Origin of the sequence: Streptomyces sp. 8N616 (genome assembly GCF_052246385.1) — a bacterium.
Taxonomy (GTDB): Bacteria; Actinomycetota; Actinomycetes; order Streptomycetales; family Streptomycetaceae; genus Streptomyces.
In genome coordinates this window covers 43,152-65,690 of sequence record NZ_JBQQBY010000037.1, presented here as the reverse complement: position 1 = coordinate 65,690, position 22,539 = coordinate 43,152, and the positions used below count along the sequence as shown (strand labels likewise).

Here is a 22,539-nt window from a genome sequence, read left to right as displayed (position 1 = left end):
GGCGGCCTGAGGGCAGGCGGGACTGCCGGCGGACTAGAGCGCTGCGGCGCCGCGGTCCTGGAGAGACCTGCCGTAGTCCTGGAGCACCTTGAGCTCGTTCTGGACCGCGACCACGGCCGAAGACTGCTGCCCGCTCTCCAGCCTGCGGAGCTGGGCGTGGAGTTCGGCCACCCGGCGGTTCACCGCGGCGAGCCGTACGGCCACCAGCTGCGTGCCCGCGTACAGCTCGTCGGGGTCGCGGCGGGTGTGCAGCGGCTCGACCGCGAGCTCGGTGACCAGGGCGCGCACCGAGTCGTCGGGGGCGGCCTCGCGGACCCGCGCCAGATAGTCACCGTCGGCCGCCGACGCTCCCCCGGCCGCCTCGATGGCCAGCCGGACGGTCGCGTAGGGCGGGGCGGTGAACTCGTCGGCGCCGTAGGCGTCGAAGGCCGGGGAGACCAAGTCCGGGCGCTGGAGGGCGAGTTTGAGCAGCTCGCGCTCGACGCGGTGGGCCGGGCTGCGGAGGTTCAGGGCCGGGCCGCGCGACGGCTGGGGGCCGGGCCCGGCGCCTGCGGGCTGGGCGGGCGGCCGCTGCCCCGGCGCGCCGCGATGGCCCGTACGGCCACGGTCCTGGGGTCCGTCATGGCCGTGGCTGTCGCGACTGCGGGCCAGGGCGCGCACCCGCCGGATGATGGCCTGCTCCTCGGCCTGGCTGTTGATGCCGACCATGCCGACGAGCCGGATCGCGTAACGGTCGCGCAGCCCGGTGTTCTTGATCGCCGCGACGACGGGCACCGCGGCGTCGACGGCGGCGATGCGCCCTTCCTCGGTGTCCAGGTTGTAGCGGGAGACGATGGACTTCAGCGCGAAGGCGAAGAGCGGGGTGCGGGAGTCGACCAGGGCCTTGACCGCGTCGTCGCCTTCCGCGAGGCGGAGTTCGCAGGGGTCCATGCCGCCGGGGGTGATGGCGATGGAGGTCTCGGCGGCGAACTTCTGGTCGTCCTCGAAGGCGCGGAGCGCAGCCTTCTGCCCGGCGGCGTCGCCGTCGAAGGTGAAGACCACCTCCGCGGCGGCGTTGTCCATCAGCAGCCGCCGCAGGATCTTCACATGGTCGCCTCCGAAGGCGGTGCCGCAGGTGGCGATGGCGGTGGTGACCCCGGCGAGGTGACAGGCCATGACGTCCGTGTAGCCCTCGACGACGACGGCGCGGCTGGTCTTGGCGATGTCCTTCTTGGCGAGGTCGATGCCGTACAGAACGTGGGACTTCTTGTAGAGCGGGGTCTCGGGGGTGTTGAGGTACTTGGGTCCGTTGTCGTCCTCGCGGAGCTTGCGGGCGCCGAAGCCGACGACCTCGCCGGTGATGTCCCGGATGGGCCACATCAGACGGCCGCGGAAGCGGTCGATGGGGCCGCGGCGGCCGTCCTGGGCGAGGCCGGAGAGGATCAGCTCCTTGTCGCTGAAGCCGCGGCCGCGTAGGAAGCGGACGAGGTGGTCCCAGCCGGCCGGGGCGTAGCCGACCGCGAAGTGCTGGGCGGCGGCCTGGTCGAAGCCGCGGCAGGCCAGGAACGTACGGCCGATCTCGGCCTCTGGTCTTTCGAGCTGCTCGATGTAGAACTGCGTGGCGATCTTGTGGGCCTCGACGAGCCGGATCCGCTCGCCCTGCTGGCGTCCTGGGGTGTAGCCGCCCTCCTCGTAGCGGAGGGTGATCCCGGCCTGGGCGGCGAGCCGCTCGACGGCCTCGGAGAAGGACAGGTGGTCGACCTTCATGATGAAGTCGAGGGTGTCGCCGCCCTCTTGGCAGCCGAAGCAGTGGTAGAGCCCCTTGCTCGGACTGACATGAAAGGAGGGGGACTTCTCATCATGAAAGGGGCAGAGCCCTTTGAGGTTTCCGCCTCCGGCGTTGCGCAGCTGGAGGTACTCGGATACGACGGCGTCGATCGGGACCGCGTCCCTGACCGCCTTCACGTCGTCATCGATGATCCTGCCTGCCACGCGTGAATTCTACGGCCGGGGTCCGACAGCCCCGCGCGGCGCGTCAGGCGACCACGCCCCGCCGGCCGGCCGAGCCCTCAGCCGCCCATCAGCTCCAGGAACCGCGGCAGCCCGATGTTCCCGCCGGAGATCACCACTCCGACGCGGGGCGGCAGCGGGTCGAGCTTCCCGGCCAGCAGCGCGGCGAGCGCGGTTGCGCCGCTGGGCTCGATCACGATCTTCAGCCGCTCGAAGGCCAGCCGCATCGCTGCGAGGATCTCGTCGTCGCTGACCAGCAGCACGTCCTCGAGCAGCCGCTGGTTGATCGAGAACGCCAACTCGCCCGGAGTCTGGAGCGCTTGGCCGTCGGCGATGGTCCGCGGCACGGGAATGGACACCCGGTGCCCGGCCTCCAGCGACCGCTTGGTGTCGTCCCCCGCCTCCGGCTCGACCCCGATCATGCGGATACGGGGGGCGAGCGCGGTCGCGGCCGTGGCGCAGCCCGCCATCAGCCCGCCGCCCCCGACCGGGGTCAGCAGCGCGTCGAGCTCACCGGCCTCCTCCATCAGCTCCAGACCGACCGTGCCTTGCCCCGCGATGACGTGCGGATGCTCGTACGGAGGGATCAGCGCGAGGCCGCGCTCCGCCGCCAGCTGCTCGCCGATGGCCACGCGGTCGCCGGTGTAGCGGTCGTAGGTGACGATCTCGGCCCCGTATCCGGCCGTCGCCGCGACCTTGGACGGGGGTGCGTCCTCGGGCATGACGATGACCGCGGTGCTGCCGGCCTCCCGGGCCGCCAGCGCGACCGCCTGGGCGTGGTTGCCCGAGGAGTACGCGGCGACGCCGCGGCTCAGCTGAGCGGGCGACAGCCGCGAGATCGCGTTGTAGGCGCCGCGGAACTTGAAGGCGCCGATCCGCTGGAAGTTCTCGCACTTGAGGAAGGTCTCGGCGCCGACGAGGCGGTCGAGGGTCCTGGAGCGCAGCACGGGGGTGCGGTGGGCGACACCCTTGAGCCGTTCGGCGGCGTCCCGTATGTCGTCGAAGGTGACGGGCGGCGTGTCGGCGCGCGCGCCGGAGGCCGTGTCCGCGTGGCCCATCAGGCGCCTTGTCCCGCGATCAGCGAGGCCAAGGGGACGGCAGGGTCGGCGAGCGCGTCCTGGTCGACGGGCTGCCCGGAGCGGATGAGCTGCTGGATCGGCTCGGTGACGTCCCAGACGTTGACGTTCATGCCCGCCAGGACCCGCCCCTCGCTGAGCCAGAAGGCGATGAACTCGCGCTTGGCGACGTCGCCGCGGAGCAGCACCTGGTCGTACGAGCCGGGGGGCGCGTAGCCGGAGTACTCGAGCCCGACGTCGTACTGGTCGGAGAAGAAGTACGGCACCCTGTCGTACGACACCTGCCGGCCGAGCATGGCGCGGGCCGCCGCCGGGCCGCCGTTGAGAGCGTTGGCCCAGTGCTCGACGCGGATCCGGGCGCCGAAGAGCGGGTGCTCGGCGGCGGCCACGTCCCCGGCCGCGTAGATGTCCGGGTCGGAGGTGCGCAGGGTGGCATCGACGGCGATGCCGCCGCCGTCGGCCCGGTCGACCAGGGCCAGGCCCGCGGCCTCGGCGAGGCCGGTGCGCGGGGCGGCGCCGATCGCCGCGAGGACGCTGTGGGCCGGCTGCTCCTCGCCGTCGTCGGTGCGGGCGGCGAGCACCATGCCGTCCTGTCCCGTGATCTCGGTGAGCCGGACGCCGAAGCGGAAGCGGACTCCGTGCTCGCTGTGCAGATCGGTGAGCAGCGCTCCCATCTCGGGGCCGACGACGGTGTGCAGCGGCGTGGGCTGGGGCTCGACGACGGTGACCTCGGCGCCGTAGCCGCGGGCCGCGGCCGCGACTTCGAGGCCGATCCAGCCGGCGCCCGCGATGACCAGGTGGCCGTTGTCCCGGCCGAGGGTGGCGAGGACGCCGCGCAGCCGGTCGGCATGGGCGAGCCTGCGCAGGTGGTGGACTCCGGCGAGGTCGGTACCGGGGATGTCGAGGCGGCGGGGCTCCGCGCCGGTGGCGAGCAGCAGCTTGTCGTAGTGGATGCGGGTGCCGTCGCCGAGGGTCACGGCCTTGGCGTTACGGTCGAGCCGGATGGCGGGCTGGCCGAGGTGGAGCTCGATCTCGGCCTGGGCGTACCAGGCGGGCTCGTGGACGAAGACGCTGTCTCGCTCGTCGTTGCCGATGAGATAGCCCTTGGACAGGGGCGGGCGCTCGTAGGGGTGGTCGCGCTCGTCGCAGATGAGGATGACCCGGCCGGTGAAGCCCTCCGAGCGCAGCGTCTCGGCCGCCTTCGCCCCGGCCAGCCCTCCCCCGACGATGACGAACGTCTGATGTGCGTCGACCACTTGGTGCCTCCTCGCTGCCGGGCATTAAGCCTGTGTCCATCGTCCCCCGCACTGCTCGCCTCAAGCGAGCCTCCCGCACGGGGCGTGCCGCGGGAAGGGGAACTGCGCCGCGCCGGTCGCCGCCGTGCCCCCTGCGCTCCCGCTTATGCCCTCCTGTCCACTCGGCTGCTGCACCTCGCGCTCCTGCACATTGCGCTCCTGCCCGCTGCGCTCCGGTACCTCGCGCTTCTGCACGCTGCACTCCTGCCCGCCGCCTACGGCGCCCCGCCCGCCACGCGCGCGTGCAGCCCGCGGGCCGAGGCGTCGGTGAGCGCGGCGATCTGGTCGACGACGACCCGCTGCCGCGCCCGGTCGTCCCCGGCGGCCGCGTGCAGCGCGCGGTACTGCGGGTCGAGGCCGTCGGGTGCGCGGGCGCTGAGCGCCTCCGCCAGCTCCGCCAGGATGATCCGCTGCTCTGCACGTACCCGTTCCTGCTCCGCACGCTGCATGACGTACAGGTCGGCGACGGCCTTGAGCACCGCGCATTCCAGGCGGGCGTTGCGCGGAACGACCAGCTCGGCGGCGTACCGGGTGAGCCTGCCGTTGCCGTACGCCTGGCGGGTCGCGCCCTCCGCGGCGAGACAGAAACGGCCGATGAGCTGGCTGGTCGCGTCCTTCAGGCGGGCCTGGGCGACGGCGGATCCGTCGTAGCCGTGCGGCCACCACTGCTGGTCGACCAGCCGGTCGAGGGCCTCGGCGAGCTCGGCAGGCTCCGTGCCGGGCGGGGCGTAGCGGCGGGCGGCGCAGGCGAAGATCTCCCGGCGCTCGGGCTCGGCGAGCAGCATGTTGGGGTCGAGGTGGCCTGCGTGCAGGCCGTCCTCGACGTCGTGGACGGAGTAGGCCACGTCGTCGGACCAGTCCATCACCTGGGCCTCGAAGCACTGGCGCTGTGGCGGGGCGCCCTGTCGCAGCCAGGTGAACACGGGCAGGTCGTCCTCGTAGACACCGAACTTCGGGGAGTCGGGGTCTGTGGGGTGGCCGCCGCGCGGCCAGGGGTATTTGGTGGCGGCGTCCAGGGCCGCGCGGGTGAGGTTCAGCCCGACGCTGACCGGCTCTCCGCCGCCGTCGCCGGGCATGAACCGCTTGGGCTCGAGGCGGGCGAGGAGGCGGAGCGACTGTGCGTTGCCCTCGAAGCCTCCGCAGTCCTTGGCGAAGTCGTTGAGGACCTGCTCGCCGTTGTGCCCGAAGGGCGGGTGGCCGAGGTCGTGGGCGAGGCAGGCGGCCTCGACGAGGTCGGGGTCGCAGCCGAGCGCGGCGCCGAGTTCCCGGCCGACCTGCGCGCACTCGAGCGAGTGGGTCAGTCGGGTGCGGGGGCTGGCGTCCCATCCGAGGGTCCGCTCGCCGGGGGTGACGACCTGGGTCTTGCCTGCGAGGCGGCGCAGCGCGGCGGAGTGCAGGACGCGGGCGCGGTCGCGCTGGAAGGCCGTACGGCCGGGGCGCTTGTCGGGCTCGACGGCCCAGCGCTCGGTGTCCGCGTCGCTGTACGGGTGCGGGGGCCGGGCCTGCCCTGCATGTCCCGCGTGCCCGGTGTGTGGGGCATGGTGCGCGCTGGATGCGTCCGTTCGGTCGTTACCCGCCATATAGGGACGGTAACGGGCGCAGCCGACAGGCGTGACGGGCGGCCCCGGTCATAACGGGGCGCCGGGACTGGGCGTGCAGCTGCGGGGCGCGGGATCGGGCGGGCGGCTGGGCGGGACCGGCAGTCGCGGGATCAGGCGGTCGTGGGATCGGGCGGTCGCGAAGTCGGGCAGGCGTGGGATCAGGCGGGCGCGGGGTCAGGCGGGCGCGGGGTCAGGCGGTCACGGGATCAGGCGGTCGCGGGATCAGGCGGTCGCGAGATGCGGCTCTCCGGCTACGGCGAGGGCGGCAGCGGGCGCGGCGGCGGAGATGGCGCCCGGGGCGGCGCCCTGTGATGCGGCGAGGGCCTGGTCGTAGCGGTGCAGGACGAGCCGGGCGAGGGCCGGGTGCACACCGATCGGGGCGGCGGCGATGCCCGGGGCCTGTGCCGCGCTCTGGACGGCGAACCGGCCGGGTGCGGTGAAGTACGAGGCGACGGCGATGCGGTCGCGGCCGCGGGCGCGGAGCGCGGACACCGCTTCGGGCACGGTCGGGGCGGCGGCGGAGGCGTAGGCGGGCAGCACGGGCACGCCGCCGAGCCGGGCGCTCAGCAGCTCGGCCGTACGGGTGGTGTCGGCGGCGGATTCGGGGTCGAGGGACCCGGCGGCCGCCAGGACCACGCCGCTGCGGGCATCTTCCGCACCGCGGGCGGGCGTGCGCCAGCCGGCTTCGGAGAGCCGGGAGTGCAGGGCTTCGGCGAGGAGCGGGTGCGGGCCGAGCGGGGCGGCGATCCGGGCGCCCAGGTGCGGCGCCGCGGCGACGGCCTGCGGAATGTCCTGCTTGACGTGGTAGCCGCGGCCGAAGAGCAGCGGTACGAGGACGGCTTCGCCGCGCAGCCCGGCGAGCGTGTCCGCGAGCAGCGGGTCGTTGAGCTCGATGTGCCCGAGCCGGACGGGCAGGCCGGGGCGCATGGCGCGGACGAGGTCGAGGAGCGCGGTGACGGTGCGCAGCGCTCTCGGGTCGCGGCTGCCGTGCGCGACGGCGACGAGCGTCGGTGGCGCGGCCGGCCGACGGCCCTCCCGCGGCTGGTGGGCCTCGTGCGGGCTGCGGCCTTCGTGCGGGCCGTCCTCGTCCTGGCGGCGCAGGCTGCGGGTCCCGGCGGACAGGAGCTGGCTGCTGAGCTGTGCGGTGATCTGGGTCATGAGCTGCGCCGTGCTGTCGAGGTGGACGGTGGTTCCTGGAGGGGCTGAGCCTGGAGGAGGTGTCGACGCCGTCATGCAGAGATTCTGGCCAGCGGGGATTGCCGGGCTATTGCGCCGCGGTGACACCTGATTTCGGGTGCCTCACCAGGTGGGGTCCGCGACGGAGATGTCGCTCGTTCGGGTGTCCTTCCCGGTCGATCACGCGTTCTGAGAACTCTTTCGCCCTTCCGATCGTCGAGGGAGGTGAGGGAGATAGGGAGCGGGACGAGGACGATCAGGGGGGAGAGGCCATGCGAGGGCTTCGGCTGCCGCGCTTGCGACTGCCGCGCTTCGGAATCGGGAATCTGCGCTTGCCCTTGCGCCTGCGCCTGCCGCGGACGCGGCTGGGGAGACGGCGTGCGGTGCAGGCCGTGATGCTGGGGTGCGCGCTGGCGCTGCTGCCGGCGACGTGGATGCATGCGACGGCGTCGGCCCGGGTGCGGGCCGTGGCCGACGCGCCGCGGGCGCCGGTGGCCGTCGTCTTCGGGGCGGGGCTGTGGCAGGGGCAGCCGACGCCGTACCTCGCGCACCGGCTGGACGCGGCCGCGGAGCTGTACCGGGCGGGGAAGATACGGGTCGTCCTGGTCACGGGCGACAACAGCCGCTCCGATTACGACGAGCCGGACGCGATGCGCGGCTATCTGACCGCGCGCGGGGTGCCCGGCGACCGGATCGTCCGCGACTACGCCGGATTCGACACCTGGGATTCGTGCGTGCGGGCCAAGCGGATCTTCGGGGTGGACCGGGCGCTGCTGATCAGCCAGGGGTTCCACATACGCCGGGCGCTCGCGCTGTGCGAGGCGGCGGGCATCGACGCGTACGGCGTCGGCGTGGCCGAGCGGCGTGATGTCACCTGGTGGTACGGCGGTGTGCGGGAGCTCGCGGCGTCGGGCAAGGCGGCGCTGGACGCGGCGGTGCGGCCCGACCCGCACTTCCTCGGTCCGCGCGAGGCGGGGGTCGCCCAGGCGCTGGCCGGGTGACGGGTGCCACACGGACGGCGACGTCCGGAGCTGCGGGGAGCGCGTCAGCTGCGGGGCCGCACGTCTGCCGGGAGCCGTTTGCGCAGCTCGGAGGCGGTCCGCGCAGACCTCACGGGCCAGTGGCCGGAATGCTGAGGTGGCCGTGCAGCGGGCGTAACGCGCCGGGGCTCGTCCCGTAACACCTCTGACGCATGCTGTGCGGTATGCAGAGCGCCACCGCACCCGAAGCACGTACCGCACCGGCCGCCCCCGTCGACACCCACTGTCCCTACTGCGCGCTGCAGTGCGGGATGGGGCTGCGGGCGGAGGCGGAGGGCGGCGGCGTCGAAGTCGTGGAGCGGACCGCGTTCCCGGTCAACCGCGGGGCGCTGTGCGGGAAGGGGCGTACCGCCCCCGCTGTGCTCTCCTCCCGGGTGCGCCTGGTCGAGCCCCTGGTCCGACGCCCTGCCACAGGCAGGCTCGAGCCGGCCACCTGGGAGGAGGCCCTGGACCGGATCGCGGCGGGCTTCGCCGGTACGCGCGCGGAGCACGGCCCGGACGCGGTGGGCGTCTTCGGCGGCGGCGGGCTGACCAACGAGAAGGCGTACGCGCTGGGCAAGTTCGCCCGGCTCGTCCTGGGCACCTCGCAGATCGACTACAACGGCCGCTTCTGCATGTCCTCGGCCGCCGCGGCGCACCAGCGCGCCTTCGGCCTGGACCGCGGGCTGCCGTTCCCGATGGCCGACATCCCCCGCACTGGCTGCGTCATCCTCGTCGGCTCCAACCTCGCCGAGACCATGCCGCCCGCGCTGCGCTATCTCACCGAGCTGAAGGAGAACGGAGGCAAGCTGGTCGTCATCGATCCGCGCCGCACCCGTACCGCCGAGCAGGCCGATCTCCATCTCGCGCCCCGGCCCGGCACGGACCTCGCGCTCGCGCTGGGCATGCTGCACCTGGTGGTCGCGGAGGGCCGGGTCGACGAGGAGTTCGTCGCGGCCCGTACGAGCGGCTGGCCCGAGGCGCGGGCCGCGGCCATGGCGCACTGGCCCGAGCTGGTGGAGCGGATCACGGGCGTGCCGCTGCCGCAGCTGCGCGAGGCGGTCGCGCTGTTCTGCGACGCGCCGTCGTCGATGGTGCTCACCGCCCGGGGGCCCGAGCAGCAGTCGAAGGGCACGGACACCGTCGGCGCCTGGATCAATCTCTGCCTGGCGACCGGCAGGGCCGGCCGGCCGCTGTCCGGATACGGCTGCCTCACCGGTCAGGGCAACGGGCAGGGCGGCCGCGAACACGGCCAGAAAGCCGACCAGTTGCCCGGCTACCGCAAGCTGGTCGACCCGGCGGCGCGCGCCCATGTGGCCGAGGTGTGGGGCGTGGACCCGGACGACCTGCCGGGCCCCGGCCGCAGCGCGTACGAGCTGCTGGACGCGCTCGGCACGGATGTGAAGTCGCTGCTGCTGATGGGGTCGAACCCGGTGGTGTCCGCGCCGCGCGCGGCCCACATCGAGGAGCGCATACGGTCGCTCGAGTTCCTCGCGGTCGCCGACGTCGTGCTGTCGGAGACCGCGCAGCTCGCGGATGTCGTGCTGCCGGTGACCCAGTGGGCCGAGGAGACCGGCACCACGACGAACCTCGAGGGCAGGGTGCTGCTGCGCCGCCGTGCCATCACGCCCCCGCCGGGGGTGCGGACCGACCTCGAGGTGCTGAACGGCCTCGCGGTCCGCCTGGGCTGGGAGAAGGGCTTTCCGACGGACCCGGAGGAGGTGTTCGACGAGCTGCGCCGCGCCTCCGCGGGCGGCCCCGCCGACTACTCCGGCATCACATACCGCCGGATCGCCGAGGAGGACGGGGTCTTCTGGCCCTGCCCGGAAGCACCCGGCACCGAGGAGTCGTCGGACCGCGAGACCCCTGAGGCGGCCTCCAACGCCCCCGAGGTGCCCAGCACCCCCAATATCCCCAACACCGACGAGACGCCGCTCGGCCCGCTGCTGGACGACCCGGCGAACGACTACGAGGCCGAGCCTGCCGACACCGGCGCCGAGCCGCCGCTCGTCTCCGCCCCGGCCGGAGGCCACCCCGGCACCCCCCGCCTGTTCCTCGACCGGTTCGCGACCGACGACGGACGCGCCCGATTCGTACCCGTCACGCACCGACCCGCGGCCGAAGAGCCGGACGCCGACTATCCGGTGCTGCTGACCACCGGGCGGGTCGTCTCGCAGTACCAGTCGGGGGCGCAGACCCGGCGGGTCGACGAGCTCAACGCGGCGGCGCCCGGCCCGTTCGTGCAGCTGCATCCGCAGCTCGCCGAGCGCATGGGGGTGGCCGAGGGCGACCCCGTGGCCGTGGTCTCCCGCCGCGGACGCGCCGTCGCGCCCGCGCAGATCACCCGGGACATCCGGCCGGACACGGTCTTCATGCCGTTCCACTGGCCGGGCGAGGGCCGCGCCAACACGCTCACCAACCCGGCGCTGGACCCCACCTCCCGCATGCCGGAGTTCAAGGTCTGCGCGGTCCGCGTGGAGCCGGCCGCGGCCGCCGAGTAACCACCGAAATCGTCGGCGACGAGCGGCCACCACAGGCGACACACCGCAGGCACCCCCAGCCAGCGGCACCCCGGCTTACCAGGGCGCCCAGTCACCGTCCGGCACGAGCGTGCCGGTGGCCCGCAGCCGCCGCGCCACCGGCTCCGCGGCCAGATAGACCCAGGCGCGGACGGCCCGACCACGGCCGAGAAGTACCTCGCGGGCGACGCGCTCGTACAGGTTGGCCGGGTCCCCCTGCGCGTAGTCCTCCAGCTCGTCGAGTGCGGCGAGCAGCGCCTCGTAGTGCGCGGCCGCCGGGATGACGAGCTCTCCGCGGATCTCGCCCCCGGGATCGGCCACGGCGTACGGATAGCCGGGCCCCTCGTACAGCACCGCCCCACGCATCCGGGCGGGCACCTCGGACTCGGTGCGCCCGCGCAGGAAACGGTCGTGGTTGACCTGGCCGGGTCGCAGCGTCCCGTAGACGAAAAAGGGCAGCCCCGGCCGCTCCACCGTCACCCCCACTCCTCCCTCACCCGTTCTCGCACCCGTTCTCGCGCTCGTTCTCACACCCGCTCTCACCTCACCCGTCGAATTCACAAAGCGGTCAAAAGCCCAGCACCATAAACGCTGACCGGCGTCCCGCCCTTCCGGCGCGATGACGACCTGGCGGTGCCGTGGGCGCAGCAGTACGACCCGCCGCCCGTGCTGTCCGAGCAGCGCCCCGACCTCACCCCCGCCGTCGACGAGGTGATGGCGAAGGCGCCGGCCAGCCAAGGCGCCGGACGAGCGGTTCGACACCTGCCGCCCGTTCGTGGCCGAGCTGCGGGAGGCGGGCAGGGCCCCGGGTCCTGCCGACCCGGCTGTACGGACCCGGCTGTACGGACCCCGACGCAGGTGGACGTACGCCCGGACGTACGCCCGGACCTGCCGCCCGGCGAGCCGCCCGCGGCCCCGCCGCCCCCGCCGCGGCGGGCAGCATCGGTGTTTCCGGCCACTGGCCACTCCCTGAGAAACTCCTTCCCTGAGACGCGCCTTCGGGGCGGCACCTCCCCAGCGCGAAGGCGCGAACGCCGGCCGCGGCGGCCCCGCTCGCGGTTCACTGCCGGCCGCGGTGCCGCACTCGCGTCGCGGCGAGGCTGCCGAGGAAGCCCGCGACCAGCCCCCAGAGCAGCCCGAAGCCAATGAGCGGCAGGAAGTTCGGCTGCAGCGACACGTCGCCGCCCAGGCCGCCGCCCAGGTCTCCCACACCGATGAGCGTGAGCCCGTAATGCGCGGAGAACCGGGTGAGCAGCCCGATCACGAGCATGGTGAGGCCGAGTGCCAGCGCCATGTGGACGGCGTGCTGCCAGTGCTTCGTACGGGCCGGGGAGCGGACCGCTGCGGTGAATCCGGCCGCGAGCAGCAGGACGGCGGCCACGGCGACCAGCAGCCAGGCCCGCCCGTCGTGCTCCGCCAGCGAGCCGAGGTCGAGGGTCGCGTCCCCGCCGCCCCGGGTGCGCAGCACCTCGTCGAGGACGTGGGGCATCGGCAGCCCGATGCCCTCGGCGACATGGCCGTCCCAGGAGCCGCCGATGCCGATGCCGAGGGCCATCCAGACCAGGTTCGGCAGGGCGAGGAGCAGCACCGCGAAGGTCTCGGCGGGATGCCCGTGCGTGATGGCGGTGATGAGGCCGATGACCAGCCCGATCACGACGTAGCAGAGCAACAGCAGCAGCATGGCGTACGCGGGCGGCCGTACGGACTCCTGGAAGTGCAGCAGCCGGGAGGGCAGCGGTGCCTTGTGGGAGATGACGAAGGTGAGCGCCAGCACGGCCAGCAGCCAGAGCAGCCCGAAGCCCATCGTCGGGCCCGCCTCGGCGCGGAAGCCGACGGTCGGGGTCGCCCCCAGGGCCTCGCCGATGTCCTCGGCGATGCCGCCGCCGAGCGAGATCCGGAAGGTGTGGCGGGCGACGAGCGCCATGACCAGGAGGGCCAGGAGCCAGAGGACGGCGACCCGGACGACCCGGGCGAGCACCTCACGGGTGTCGGCCACCGCCCGGCGGCGCAGCGGCACCAGGAAGGCGAAGGCCATCACCAGGGCTCCGGCGAGGGTCACGGAGAGGGGTACGGCGTCGAGGGCGGCGTCCGTCTCGGCGATGAACCCGGCATCGCCGTGCAGCTCGACCGAGCCGCCGACCGCGATGACGACGGTGGCCGAGACGACGCGTGGGAACGCGCCACCGGGCAGGTCACCCGTGCCCGCCGCCCAGAGGCCGAGTGCGGCGACGACCCACATGGTGACCAGACTGGCGACCACGGCGGCGAGGGCGTCCCGCCAGGCATACACGGGGCGCAGCGCGGGTTTCGCGCCTGCGGGGGCGGCCCTCTGCGTCCGGCTCACGCCGTCCGTCTCCTGCCGCCTGCTGCCCTTTTCCCGCCCATCCCCTGCCTCCCCTGCCTGATTTCTGCCGGGATCCGCCCCTCCATCCACGGTAAGCACGGGGGCTCCGTCCCGCTTGCGGGAGGCGCGGAGCCGGACAACACCATAAGCGTGCAGGGACGAAAGGGGGATGAACTGCCAGCAGTTCGCCATTCCCCCAAGTCCTACGCCTCGGAGGAAGTGCCCGTGACGTCCCAGGCGCCCCCGGGACAATAGCGAGCCCACGGAGCCCACAGGGCCGCCATCGGGACCTCTCTCCGGCAGGCCGCCGGGCCGACCTCCGACTGAGCCGTCCGGACCGGCGGGCCGACCTTCAGGGCCCCGGGAGCCGACCGTGCCGTCCCGGTGTACTCGGAGGGCCGGGCGAGCCCGGAGGTCCTGAGGGTCCGCGCGAGCCGGGCGGCCCCGGCGGTCCCGGAGGCCCGGGCGGCCCTGAGGGTCCGGAGGGCGAGGGACCCGGAGGCGAGCGCCCTCGTGGCGGTGGGCGGCGGCCGGTGCGCCGGGTCGCGATCATCACCGGGATCATTTGCGGTCGCCATCGCCGTGGCGGTCATCCTGACGCGCTCGGCGGGCGAGACGGAGGCCGGAGAGGTCTTCCTCCAGGCCGCCTCCTCCAAGGGCCCGGACCCCTTCTCGGGGTCGACGGCCGGGGACTCCTTGGCCGGAGGAGCCCGGGTCCCCTGAAGCGCCGGACGCGTCCCCGTCGCCTCCGCAGCAGCCAGAATCCCGGCACGCCGGGGAGCCCTGAGGCTCCGGCACCGGCCACGCCCTGACCCCGGCACGCCTGCCCGCCTGCCCGGCGCCTCGGTCCGATCCAGGGCCCGGCGCGCCGCCCCGGGCGCGCCGCCCCGGGCACGCCGCCCGGGCTATCGGACCAGCAGCAACGCCTTCCCGAGGATCTCGCGGGCCTCCAGCGCGGCGTGCGCGTCAGCGACCCGCTCGAGCGGGAAGGTCCGTCCGATGACCGGCCGGATCCGGCCTGCGGCGGCCTCGGACAGGGCCTCCCCGGTCAGCCGCTTCCCCTCCACTGCCGAGAGCTGCACCTGCTCGATCCCGGTCAGGGTCACCCCGCGCTGCCGCGCCTCCTCCTGGCCGATCCGGGAGAAGCCGCCGCCGGGCGTGCCGTGCGCCGAGAACCTGCCGCCCGGGGCCGTCACTTCGAACGCCTCCCGCCCGGTCTGCCCGCCGGCGCCGTCGAAGACCATCTCGGGCCCGCCGCCGGTCAGTTCGCGTACCCGCTCGGACCAGCCGGGCTCGGAGTAGTCGACCACGGCATCGGCGCCCAGCTCCCGTACGAGGTCCAGCTTCCGCTTGCCGCGGGCCGCGCCGATGACCGTGGCGCCTGCCGCGTGCGCGAGCTGTACGAGCAGGGTGCCGAGGCCGCCCGCAGCCGCGAGGACCAACACCCGCTCGCCCCGCCGGACCGGGAAGAGCTCGGCCAGCCTCATCGCGGTCCGCCCGTCGTGCAGGAGCGCCGCGGCCTCCCGCGGCCCCAGCCCTTCGGGCACCGCGATCAGACCCTCTGCGGGGGCCGCCGCCTGCCCGGCGTAGCCGCCGCGGCTGCCGGTGGTGTCGGTGACGACCCGCCGGCCGGCCCAGCCCGGGTCCACGCCCTCGCCGGCGGAGATCACCTGTCCGGCGACGCCGGCCCCCGGCACGTACGGCGGTGTCAGGTCGAACCAATCGCGGCCCAGGCCGCGCCGGATCTGCGTATCCACGAAGAGGAGCGGGGCGACGGACACCTCGACCACGACCTCTCCGGGCCCGGCGACCGGATCCGGCGCCTCGCCCATGACGAGCACATCGGGCCCTCCGAACCGCTCCGCCCACACCGCACGCATGGTGACCACACTCCCTGTCCGGCCTTCCCGGCCCGGTACCTGTTCCGGCTCCTGCGCGGACAGTCTCGAACCTCACGTGCGATTGAGGTCAAACGGCCCAAGGGGCAGCGGCCCCTGCGAGCGCCGGGCGGGCCTAGTGCCCGTTCACCTCGGGGGCGGTTTCCGCGGTCACCCAGGCGAGGTAGTCGGCGCTGCCGGCGACGATCGGCGTCGCGATGATCTCGGGCGTTTCGTACGCGTGCGTGCCCTCGATGTACGCCTCGAGCTCCCGGTACCGCTCCGCGCTCGTCTTGAACAGCACCTGCCACTCCTGCCCGGTCTCGATGGCGCCTTCCCACCGGTACACGGACGTGATGGGCGCGGTGATCTGCGCACACGCCGCCACGCGCGCGTGGACGGCCCCGCGCGCGAGGGTCTCGGCCTTCTCTGCGCTGTCGGTGGTGGTCATCACGGTCAGGAATTCGGCCGCCACGCTTGCTCCTTGGGTCCGGTTCGCGCCAGGACTGCGTCGCTGAGAACTGTAGGGGCCGGGGCCGCAGCGCCCGGTTCACGCGCCGGAGGTGCGCCTGCGGGTCGCGGCCGCGCGCCCGCATGCCGCTCGGCCGAGACACCAGATTGATCGAAGAAAATGGGCAATTGGGCGGCATCCACGTACAACTACCGAGCCCTCCCGAAAGTCTCATGGGGTGGATTCAGCAACACCACCATCCAGAGCCGATTGACCAACGGATCGAGGATGCACATGAAGCGTTCCAAGCGTGTTCTGGCGGCGGCGTTAACCGCTGCCGCCACTGCCGGTGCGGGCCTGCTGGCCACGGCGCCCACCGCAACGGCCGCCGCCACGGCCGCGTACAACGGAGTCTGCGGCTCGGGGTACAACGTCGTGAACTCGGCCCCCGTCGGAAGCGTTGGCACGGTCTATCTGACCTACAACGCGACGACCGGCAAGAACTGCGTCGTCACCATCCGCAACACCACGGGCAGCCCGACCTACATGGTCGCCTACCTCAACGTCCTCGACGATCCCGCCTACGAGCCCGCGATCGACGAGGGCGAGTACCGGTCGTACGCGGGGCCGGTATACAAGTACGCGCGCGGTCTTTGCGTCGAGTGGGGCGGGGTCATCGGCGGTTGGGAGACCTTCAACACCGGCTCCAACTGCGGCTCACTGGCCGCCAAGGCGCAGTACGCGGGGAAGTCTGCGAAGTTCTCCGACAGCCGCTGATCCCCGGCTGAGCAGCGGGAGCGGGAGGCGGGAGCCCTCGTCGTGGCGATGAGGGCTCCCGCTCCCTGACCGCTGTTCACGGCTGGCCGCCGTTCATCTCTGACCGCTGTTCACAGCGCGGCGGCCGGCCCTCACGCCAGCCACTGGTCGTAGGCCAGCTTGCAGACCAGGCTCACCACGACCACCACCAGCACTCCCCGGACGAATCCGCTCCCCTTCTTGAGTGCCATCCGCGCCCCCGCCATGCCCCCCGCCAGGTTGAAGACCGCGAGCAGCGCGGAGAGCCGCCACAGGACTGTGCCCTGGACGGTGAACATCGCCAAGGCGCCGAGGTTCGTGCAGACGTTGACGACCTTCGTGGTCGCCGAGGCCGTGACCAGGTCCATGTGGAGGATGGCCGCCAGCGCGATGACCAGGAAGGTGCCCGTGCCGGGGCCGAGCAGGCCGTCGTAGAAGCCGATACCGACGCCCGCGACGAGGATCGCGGTGACCACCCGCTGACGGGTGGCCGGGCCCGGCGCGGGGGCCGTGCCGAAGGACGGGCGGAGGAGGACGAAGGCCAGGACCCCGAGCAGGACGACCATGATGAGCGGCCGGAGCACCGCGCTGTCGATGCCCGCCGCGAAGAACGCCCCCGCGAGCGAGCCCCCGGCAGCGGCGAGCCCGATCCGTACGGCCGTCCGTACGTCCACGGGCGCCTTGCGCGTGTACGTGACGGCGGCGGCCGATGTACCGACGATCGCCACCGCCTTGTTCGTGCCCAGTACGTACGCGGGCGGCAGATGCGGTAGGCCGACCAGCAGCGCGGGGAGTTGGAGCAGACCGCCGCCGCCCACCACCGCGTCGACCCAGCCCGCCGCGGCCGCGGCCAGGCAGAGCAGCAACAACGTTGTCAGCGGTATGTCGGGCACGGCAGGCACAGTCGCTTTCGCAAAGGGAGGCAGAGGGGCAGGGGGAAGGGAGCGGAAGGACACGGGCGGGGTCAGCGCGCGGCGGCGGGGCGCCGCATCGCGTAGCAACGGCGCAGCCACCGGGATTTGCCCGGTGGGGCCGGCTCGAAGGAGGCCCGCCGGTGCATCACCCTGCGGTTGTCGAAAACGTGGAACCCACCCGCCTCCACCGTCACCGGGACCCCGTCGAGCCCTGCGACGCACTCCTCGAACGACCGCAGCGCCGCCCGCGCCCACGGCGTCTGACCGGTGATGCGGCCCGGCCCGTAGCGCAGGGCGGCCCTTCCGTCGGAGAGCGTCCAGAGCATCGGGACGTCCGTACGCGCCGGCGGCTCGCCACCGTCCGCCCCTCCTGCATACGACTCGGGGGCCGTGACCGCGAACTGGGGCCGGCGCAGCTCCCCCGCGACCCGCTCGGGAAGCTCGGCGACGACGGTGTCGACGGGCAGCAGTTCGGTCGGGACCCGCTCGGTGTTGCGCATGCCGTAGAAGGAGAGGACGTGCGGGATCGCCATCGAGGGGGCGGCGCCCGTCCGGTGGTCCAGCACCGAGTCGTCGGTGTGCCAGCCGAGGTGCCGGGCGTAGCCCCAGGAGGTGTGCGTACGGGAAGCGCCCGCGCGCGGGGCCACGTTCCGGATCAGGCGGCCCGCGTTCTCCCACACGTAGGCGACCGGGGTCAGGCCCAGCAGGCGCAGGAGTCCGAAGTGCACGAGATTGGGTATGCGCAGCAGGGTCTCGTCGCTGAAGCCGTCCTGCGGTGTGGGTACGGGATGCGGGGATTCCGGGAGGTTCGAGACGGTCAGCCAGGGGGTGACGGAGTCGTACCACCCTGCCAGGGCTTCGAGTAACTCGCCGGGCAGGTGGTTGCGTAACTGCTTCGCACCGTGCTCCAGATAGGGCCGCACACCGGTGTCGGGGTCGGCCTGGCCGAGTTCCGTTTCCGCCACCGTGCGCAGGGCGGCCGCGGCGGCGTCCCGCGCGGCGCCGGGGAGGCGGACCGGACACGTGGGGGGAAGGACAGACATGATCATGACCCTAGGCGCCGCGCGGCGCGCATCCCGCCGGACTTGAGGGACATTTGAGCTTCTGACCGATGGTCAGGGCGCGGCCTGAGTGCCGGGGGAGGATGGAGGCGGCCAGGGCGCCGCTGCTGGGCTTGCGGTGTCTGGCCATAGGGAGGTAGATCCTGGGGAAGGGGGTCGGCATGTGGTGACGCGGCTCACCGTAGACGCCCACGGGAGCGAGAAGACCCAGGTCAGGGGCTGATCGGCGATCTTTACACCGCCGTTAAGGGCCGACTCACCATGGGTTAAGGCAACCGCCGCAGCAGCGGGGAATGACGCCCCGCGCAGGCCTCTCGCCCAGCCCCGGCAGGGCTCGCGCGCGCCGCGGCCGGACGCTCACATCGCCCCGCCCCCTTCGCTGAGGGCAGCGTTGCGCGCGGGAAACAGTCGTGATGCGGGCAGGTAATGTGCGCCACGCACGCTTCGGGACATGGCACCCGCGAAAACTGCCCCCACCCGCCGGACCGGCCACCGCATCGTGGTGGTCGGCGGCGGGATGGCCGCTGCCCGGCTGGTGCAGCAGCTGGCTGCCGCCCAGGGCGGGGCACCGGACACCGACGTCACGGTCACCGTCATCGGCGAGGAGCCGCACACGCCCTACAACCGGGTGCTGCTCGCGGAGGTCCTCGCCGGCCAGTACGCGCCCGATGTGATCGAGCTGCCCTCGCCCCCGTCTGCGGCCCGCTGGCTGCACGGCGTGCGGGCCGTACGGCTGGACCGCGCGGCGCGCCAGGTGCAGTGCGACGACGGGCAGTACGTCCCGTACGACTCGCTGGTGCTGGCCACCGGCTCCAACCCGGTGCTGCCGCCGCTTCGCGGCCTGTTCGAGCCGGACGGCGGCGACCTCCCGCTGGGCGTCCACGCCTTCCGGACCATGGACGACTGCCTCGCGCTCGCCAGCGCCGTACGCCCGGGGACGCGGGCGGTGGTGATCGGCGGCGGACTGCTGGGCGTGTCCGCGGCCCGGGCGCTGGCCCGCCGGGGCTCGCAGGTCGTCCTCGCCCAGCAGGGCGAGCACCTCATGGAGCGCCAGCTCGACGCGGGCGCGGCGGGGCTGCTGCGGCGGCACGTCGAGGAGCTGGGCGTCGAGGTCCACACCGAGTGCCGGGTCCGTCGCCTCGCAACCACCGGGCAGGACATCCGGCGCGTCAGCGCGGTGGAGCTCGCCGACGGCTTCCGGCTGGACGCCGAGCTCGTCGTCATCGCCTGCGGGGTGCGCCCCCGGGTCGGCCTCGCCCAGGCGGCGGGGCTCGAGGTCGCGCGCGGCATCGTCGTGGACGACGAGCTGCGCACCTCGGATCCGCGTATCCACGCGATCGGCGACTGCGCGGAGCACGACGGCATCGTGTACGGCCTGGCGGGCCCGGCGCAGGAGCAGGCCGACATACTGGCCCGCGTCCTCGCGGGCGCCGCTCATCGCCCGGAGGACGTTGGCGCATCCGCCGCCGCGGACTCCGGCTCCGCCGACTCCGCCACCGCCGCGGCGTCGCGCTACACCGGGACGCGCGCGCTGACGCGCCTGACGCTCACCGCGGCACCCGGCCCTCTCGACCTCGCCGCCTTCGGCGAGGTCGAGCCCGCCCCCGGAGACGACGTGGTTCACCTCTCCGACGCGACCCGCGGTGCTTACCGCAAGGTCGTCGTCCGCGGTGACCGCCTCGTCGGGGGAATTCTGCTCGGCGATCTCGGCACCGTTGGCGCGCTCGCCCGTACCTGGGAGGGCGACGAGCCGCTGCCCTCCGCTCCACTGCTCCACCTGCTCACCAACGATGGAGGCTCCTGACCATGCCGACCGCGTCTGTTCCCCCCACGATCGTTCTCGTCGGCCACGGGATGGTCGGCCAGCGCTTCCTGGAGGCCCTTGCCGACCGCGGCGTCACCGAGCGTGCGCGCGTGGTCGTGCTGTGCGAGGAGCCGCGGCCCGCGTACGACCGGGTGCAGCTGACCTCGTACTTCTCCGGGACGACCCCTGACGGCCTCTCGCTCGTCGAGCCGGACTTCATGGAGCGGCACGGCATCGAGCTGCACCTCGGCGACCCGGTGGAGTCCATCGACCGCGAGGCGCGCACGGTCACCTCGCGCGCGGGTCTGGTCATCGCGTACGACACGCTGGTCCTGGCCACCGGCTCGTACCCCTTCGTGCCGCCCGTCCCCGGCAAGGACGCGACCGGCTGCTTCGTCTACCGGACGATCGAGGACCTGCTCGCCATCGAGGAGTACGCCAAGAACGCGACGACCGGCGCGGTCGTCGGCGGCGGGCTGCTGGGCCTGGAGGCGGCGGGCGCGCTCAAGGGGCTCGGCCTCGAGACGCACATCGTGGAGTTCGCGCCGCGGCTGATGCCCGTGCAGGTGGACGAGGGCGGCGGCGCCGCGCTGCGCCGCACCATCGAGGACATGGGCCTGACCGTGCACACGGGCGTGGGCTCGAAGGAGATCACCACGGACGACGGCGGGGCGGTCGCGGGCATGGCCCTGTCCGACGGTTCGACGCTCTCGACCGACCTCGTCGTCTTCTCGGCCGGCGTGCGGCCCCGCGACCAGCTCGGCCGCGACAGCGGCCTGGAGGTGGGCGAGCGCGGCGGCATCAAGGTCGACGAGAAGTGCGCCACCTCCGACCCGGCCGTCTACGCGATCGGCGAGTGCGCGCTGGCCGCCGACGGGCGGGTGTACGGCCTGGTGGCGCCCGGCTACGAGATGGCGGAGACGGCCGCCGACGCCATCGCGGGCAAGACTGGCGCCTTCACCGGCGCCGACACCTCCACCAAGCTGAAGCTGCTGGGCGTGGACGTCGCGTCCTTCGGCGACGCGCACGGCGCGGCCGACGGCTGCCTCGACGTCGTCTACTCCGACTCGCGCTCCGGCATCTACAAGAAGCTGGTCGTCGGCGCCGACGGCACCCTGCTGGGCGGGGTGCTGGTCGGGGACGCCGAGGCGTACGGGATGCTGCGCCCGCTCACCGGCTCGGTGCCGCCGATCCAGCCCGAGCAGCTGGTGATGCCCGCCGGGGTGGGCGCGCCCGCCGCGCTCGGCCCCTCCGCGCTGCCCGACGAGGCGGTGATCTGCAACTGCCACAACGTCACCAAGGGCGCCATCCGCGGCGCCGTCACCGACCACCAGTGCACGACCGTTCCCGAGGTCAAGAAGTGCACCAAGGCGGGCACCGGCTGCGGCAGCTGTGTCAAGGTCCTCACCACTCTCGTCAACGACGAGCTGGAGGCGAGCGGCGTCAGCGTCGACAAGGGCCTGTGCGGCTGCTTCGCGCACACCCGGGCCGAGCTGTACGAGATCGTGCGGGTGCGCCAGCACACCACGTACGCGCGCGTGCTCGACGAGCACGGGCGGGAGAGCGCCCGTGGCGGCGACGGCTGCGAGATCTGCAAGCCGGCCGTCGCCTCGATCATCGCCTCGCTCGCGCCGACGCTGGGCGCCAGCGGCTACGTCCTGGACGGCGAGCAGGCCTCCCTGCAGGACACCAACGACCACTTCCTCGCCAACATGCAGCGCAACGGCTCGTACTCGGTCGTGCCGCGCATCCCCGGCGGCGAGATCACTCCTGAGAAGCTGATCGTGATCGGGGAGGTCGCGCGGGACTTCGGGCTCTACACGAAGATCACGGGCGGTCAGCGGATCGACCTGTTCGGGGCGCGCGTGGACCAGCTGCCGCAGATCTGGGCGCGCCTGGTCGACGCGGGCTTCGAGTCGGGGCACGCGTACGGCAAGGCGCTGCGCACGGTGAAGTCGTGCGTGGGGCAGACCTGGTGCCGCTACGGCGTGCAGGACTCGGTGCGGATGGCGATCGACCTCGAGCTGCGCTACCGGGGGCTGCGCAGCCCGCACAAGCTGAAGTCGGCGGTCTCCGGATGCGCGCGGGAGTGCGCGGAGGCGCGCGGCAAGGACTTCGGGATCATCGCGACCTCCAACGGCTGGAATCTGTACGTCGGCGGCAACGGCGGCGCGGACCCGCGCCACGCCGACCTGCTGGCCCAGGACCTGGACGACGAGGAGCTGGTCAAGCTCATCGACCGGTTCCTGATGTTCTACATCCGCACCGCCGACCGGCTCGAGCGCACCTCGGCCTGGCTGGAGCGGATCGAGGGCGGCCTGGACCACGTACGGGACGTAGTGGTGGACGACTCGCTCGGGCTGTGCGCGGAGCTGGAGCGGCTGATGGCCGACCACGTGGCGAACTACCGCGACGAGTGGGCGGCAACCCTCGACGACCCGGACCGGCTGCGGCGCTTCGTCTCCTTCGTCAACGCGCCGGGCACGCCCGACCCGTCGGTGCAGTTCGTGCCCGAGCGCGAGCAGGTGAAGCCGGACCTGGCCGTGCTGGCCGGTCCCGTCCTCCCCATCCGCACCCTCGAAGGGTCATCCGCCTGATGGCGGCCGGGCCCCTGACGG

18 protein-coding genes are annotated in these 22,539 nt (G+C 73.3%); 6 read left to right on the top strand and 12 right to left on the bottom strand.

Annotated features, from left to right (window positions below; translation table 11 throughout):
- Positions 1–33 precede the first annotated feature (33 nt).
- From dnaG to ACTWQC_RS28405, 6 genes are all read right to left on the bottom strand, one after another.
- Entirely contained in the window at positions 34–1,971 is a 1,938-nt protein-coding gene (gene dnaG / locus ACTWQC_RS28430) for a DNA primase (protein ID WP_443318686.1), read from the bottom strand.
- A 77-nt stretch (positions 1,972–2,048) separates the two neighbouring features.
- Positions 2,049–3,047: a threo-3-hydroxy-L-aspartate ammonia-lyase gene (locus tag ACTWQC_RS28425; protein WP_443318685.1), complete on the bottom strand. Its 999-nt coding sequence runs from the start codon at positions 3,045–3,047 to the stop codon at positions 2,049–2,051.
- Complete coding sequence (locus ACTWQC_RS28420) at positions 3,047–4,321, bottom strand: NAD(P)/FAD-dependent oxidoreductase (RefSeq protein WP_443318684.1); 1,275 nt, start codon at positions 4,319–4,321, stop codon at positions 3,047–3,049. The genes ACTWQC_RS28425 and ACTWQC_RS28420 overlap by 1 nt, the downstream gene beginning before the upstream one ends.
- Positions 4,322–4,381: 60 nt before the next feature.
- Complete coding sequence (locus tag ACTWQC_RS28415) at positions 4,382–4,555, bottom strand: hypothetical protein (RefSeq protein ID WP_443318683.1); 174 nt, start codon at positions 4,553–4,555, stop codon at positions 4,382–4,384.
- A 20-nt stretch (positions 4,556–4,575) separates the two neighbouring features.
- Entirely contained in the window at positions 4,576–5,940 is a 1,365-nt protein-coding gene (locus ACTWQC_RS28410) for a deoxyguanosinetriphosphate triphosphohydrolase (protein WP_443318682.1), read from the bottom strand.
- Between the two features lie 243 nt (positions 5,941–6,183).
- On the bottom strand, positions 6,184–7,194 hold the full coding sequence (locus tag ACTWQC_RS28405) for a sirohydrochlorin chelatase (protein WP_443318681.1): 1,011 nt from the start codon (positions 7,192–7,194) through the stop codon (positions 6,184–6,186).
- Positions 7,195–7,409: 215 nt separating this feature from the next.
- Here ACTWQC_RS28405 and ACTWQC_RS28400 point away from each other — a divergent pair, with 215 nt between their 5' ends.
- Together ACTWQC_RS28400 and ACTWQC_RS28395 are read left to right on the top strand one after the other, a co-directional pair.
- Positions 7,410–8,138: a SanA/YdcF family protein gene (locus ACTWQC_RS28400; protein WP_443318680.1), complete on the top strand. Its 729-nt coding sequence runs from the start codon at positions 7,410–7,412 to the stop codon at positions 8,136–8,138.
- A gap of 203 nt (positions 8,139–8,341) precedes the next feature.
- Entirely contained in the window at positions 8,342–10,657 is a 2,316-nt protein-coding gene (locus tag ACTWQC_RS28395) for a molybdopterin oxidoreductase family protein (protein WP_443318679.1), read from the top strand.
- Between the two features lie 75 nt (positions 10,658–10,732).
- On the opposite strand, the gene ACTWQC_RS28390 is transcribed toward ACTWQC_RS28395, so the two are convergent.
- Positions 10,733–11,155: a gamma-glutamylcyclotransferase family protein gene (locus ACTWQC_RS28390; protein WP_443318678.1), complete on the bottom strand. Its 423-nt coding sequence runs from the start codon at positions 11,153–11,155 to the stop codon at positions 10,733–10,735.
- Between the two features lie 580 nt (positions 11,156–11,735).
- The gene (locus tag ACTWQC_RS28385; protein WP_443318677.1) at positions 11,736–13,019 is read right to left on the bottom strand and encodes a streptophobe family protein; all 1,284 of its coding nucleotides are present in this window, start codon (positions 13,017–13,019) and stop codon (positions 11,736–11,738) included.
- A 582-nt stretch (positions 13,020–13,601) separates the two neighbouring features.
- Here ACTWQC_RS28385 and ACTWQC_RS28380 point away from each other — a divergent pair.
- Positions 13,602–13,742 carry a hypothetical protein gene (locus tag ACTWQC_RS28380; RefSeq protein ID WP_443318676.1) on the top strand — a complete coding sequence of 47 codons (141 nt, stop codon included), beginning with the start codon at positions 13,602–13,604 and terminating at the stop codon, positions 13,740–13,742.
- Between the two features lie 182 nt (positions 13,743–13,924).
- Here ACTWQC_RS28380 and ACTWQC_RS28375 read toward each other — a convergent pair whose 3' ends face one another.
- A complete protein-coding gene (locus tag ACTWQC_RS28375; RefSeq protein ID WP_443318675.1) occupies positions 13,925–14,899 on the bottom strand; it encodes a zinc-binding dehydrogenase in 975 nt (324 codons plus the stop codon).
- A 133-nt stretch (positions 14,900–15,032) separates the two neighbouring features.
- A complete protein-coding gene (cutA, locus tag ACTWQC_RS28370; RefSeq protein ID WP_443318707.1) occupies positions 15,033–15,347 on the bottom strand; it encodes a divalent-cation tolerance protein CutA in 315 nt (104 codons plus the stop codon).
- A gap of 294 nt (positions 15,348–15,641) precedes the next feature.
- Here cutA and ACTWQC_RS28365 point away from each other — a divergent pair, with 294 nt between their 5' ends.
- Positions 15,642–16,124: a spore-associated protein A gene (locus tag ACTWQC_RS28365; RefSeq protein WP_443318674.1), complete on the top strand. Its 483-nt coding sequence runs from the start codon at positions 15,642–15,644 to the stop codon at positions 16,122–16,124.
- A 131-nt stretch (positions 16,125–16,255) separates the two neighbouring features.
- On the opposite strand, the gene ACTWQC_RS28360 is transcribed toward ACTWQC_RS28365, so the two are convergent.
- Both ACTWQC_RS28360 and ACTWQC_RS28355 read right to left on the bottom strand, forming a co-directional pair.
- Positions 16,256–17,035, bottom strand: coding sequence for a sulfite exporter TauE/SafE family protein (locus tag ACTWQC_RS28360; protein WP_443318673.1), 780 nt, complete (start codon positions 17,033–17,035; stop codon positions 16,256–16,258).
- A gap of 71 nt (positions 17,036–17,106) precedes the next feature.
- A complete protein-coding gene (locus tag ACTWQC_RS28355; RefSeq protein ID WP_443318672.1) occupies positions 17,107–18,099 on the bottom strand; it encodes a TauD/TfdA family dioxygenase in 993 nt (330 codons plus the stop codon).
- Between the two features lie 469 nt (positions 18,100–18,568).
- Here ACTWQC_RS28355 and ACTWQC_RS28350 point away from each other — a divergent pair, with 469 nt between their 5' ends.
- Together ACTWQC_RS28350 and nirB are read left to right on the top strand one after the other, a co-directional pair.
- On the top strand, positions 18,569–19,921 hold the full coding sequence (locus ACTWQC_RS28350) for an NAD(P)/FAD-dependent oxidoreductase (protein ID WP_443318671.1): 1,353 nt from the start codon (positions 18,569–18,571) through the stop codon (positions 19,919–19,921).
- A 2-nt stretch (positions 19,922–19,923) separates the two neighbouring features.
- A complete protein-coding gene (gene nirB, locus ACTWQC_RS28345; RefSeq protein WP_443318670.1) occupies positions 19,924–22,518 on the top strand; it encodes a nitrite reductase large subunit NirB in 2,595 nt (864 codons plus the stop codon).
- The last annotated feature ends 21 nt before the right edge of the window (positions 22,519–22,539 follow it).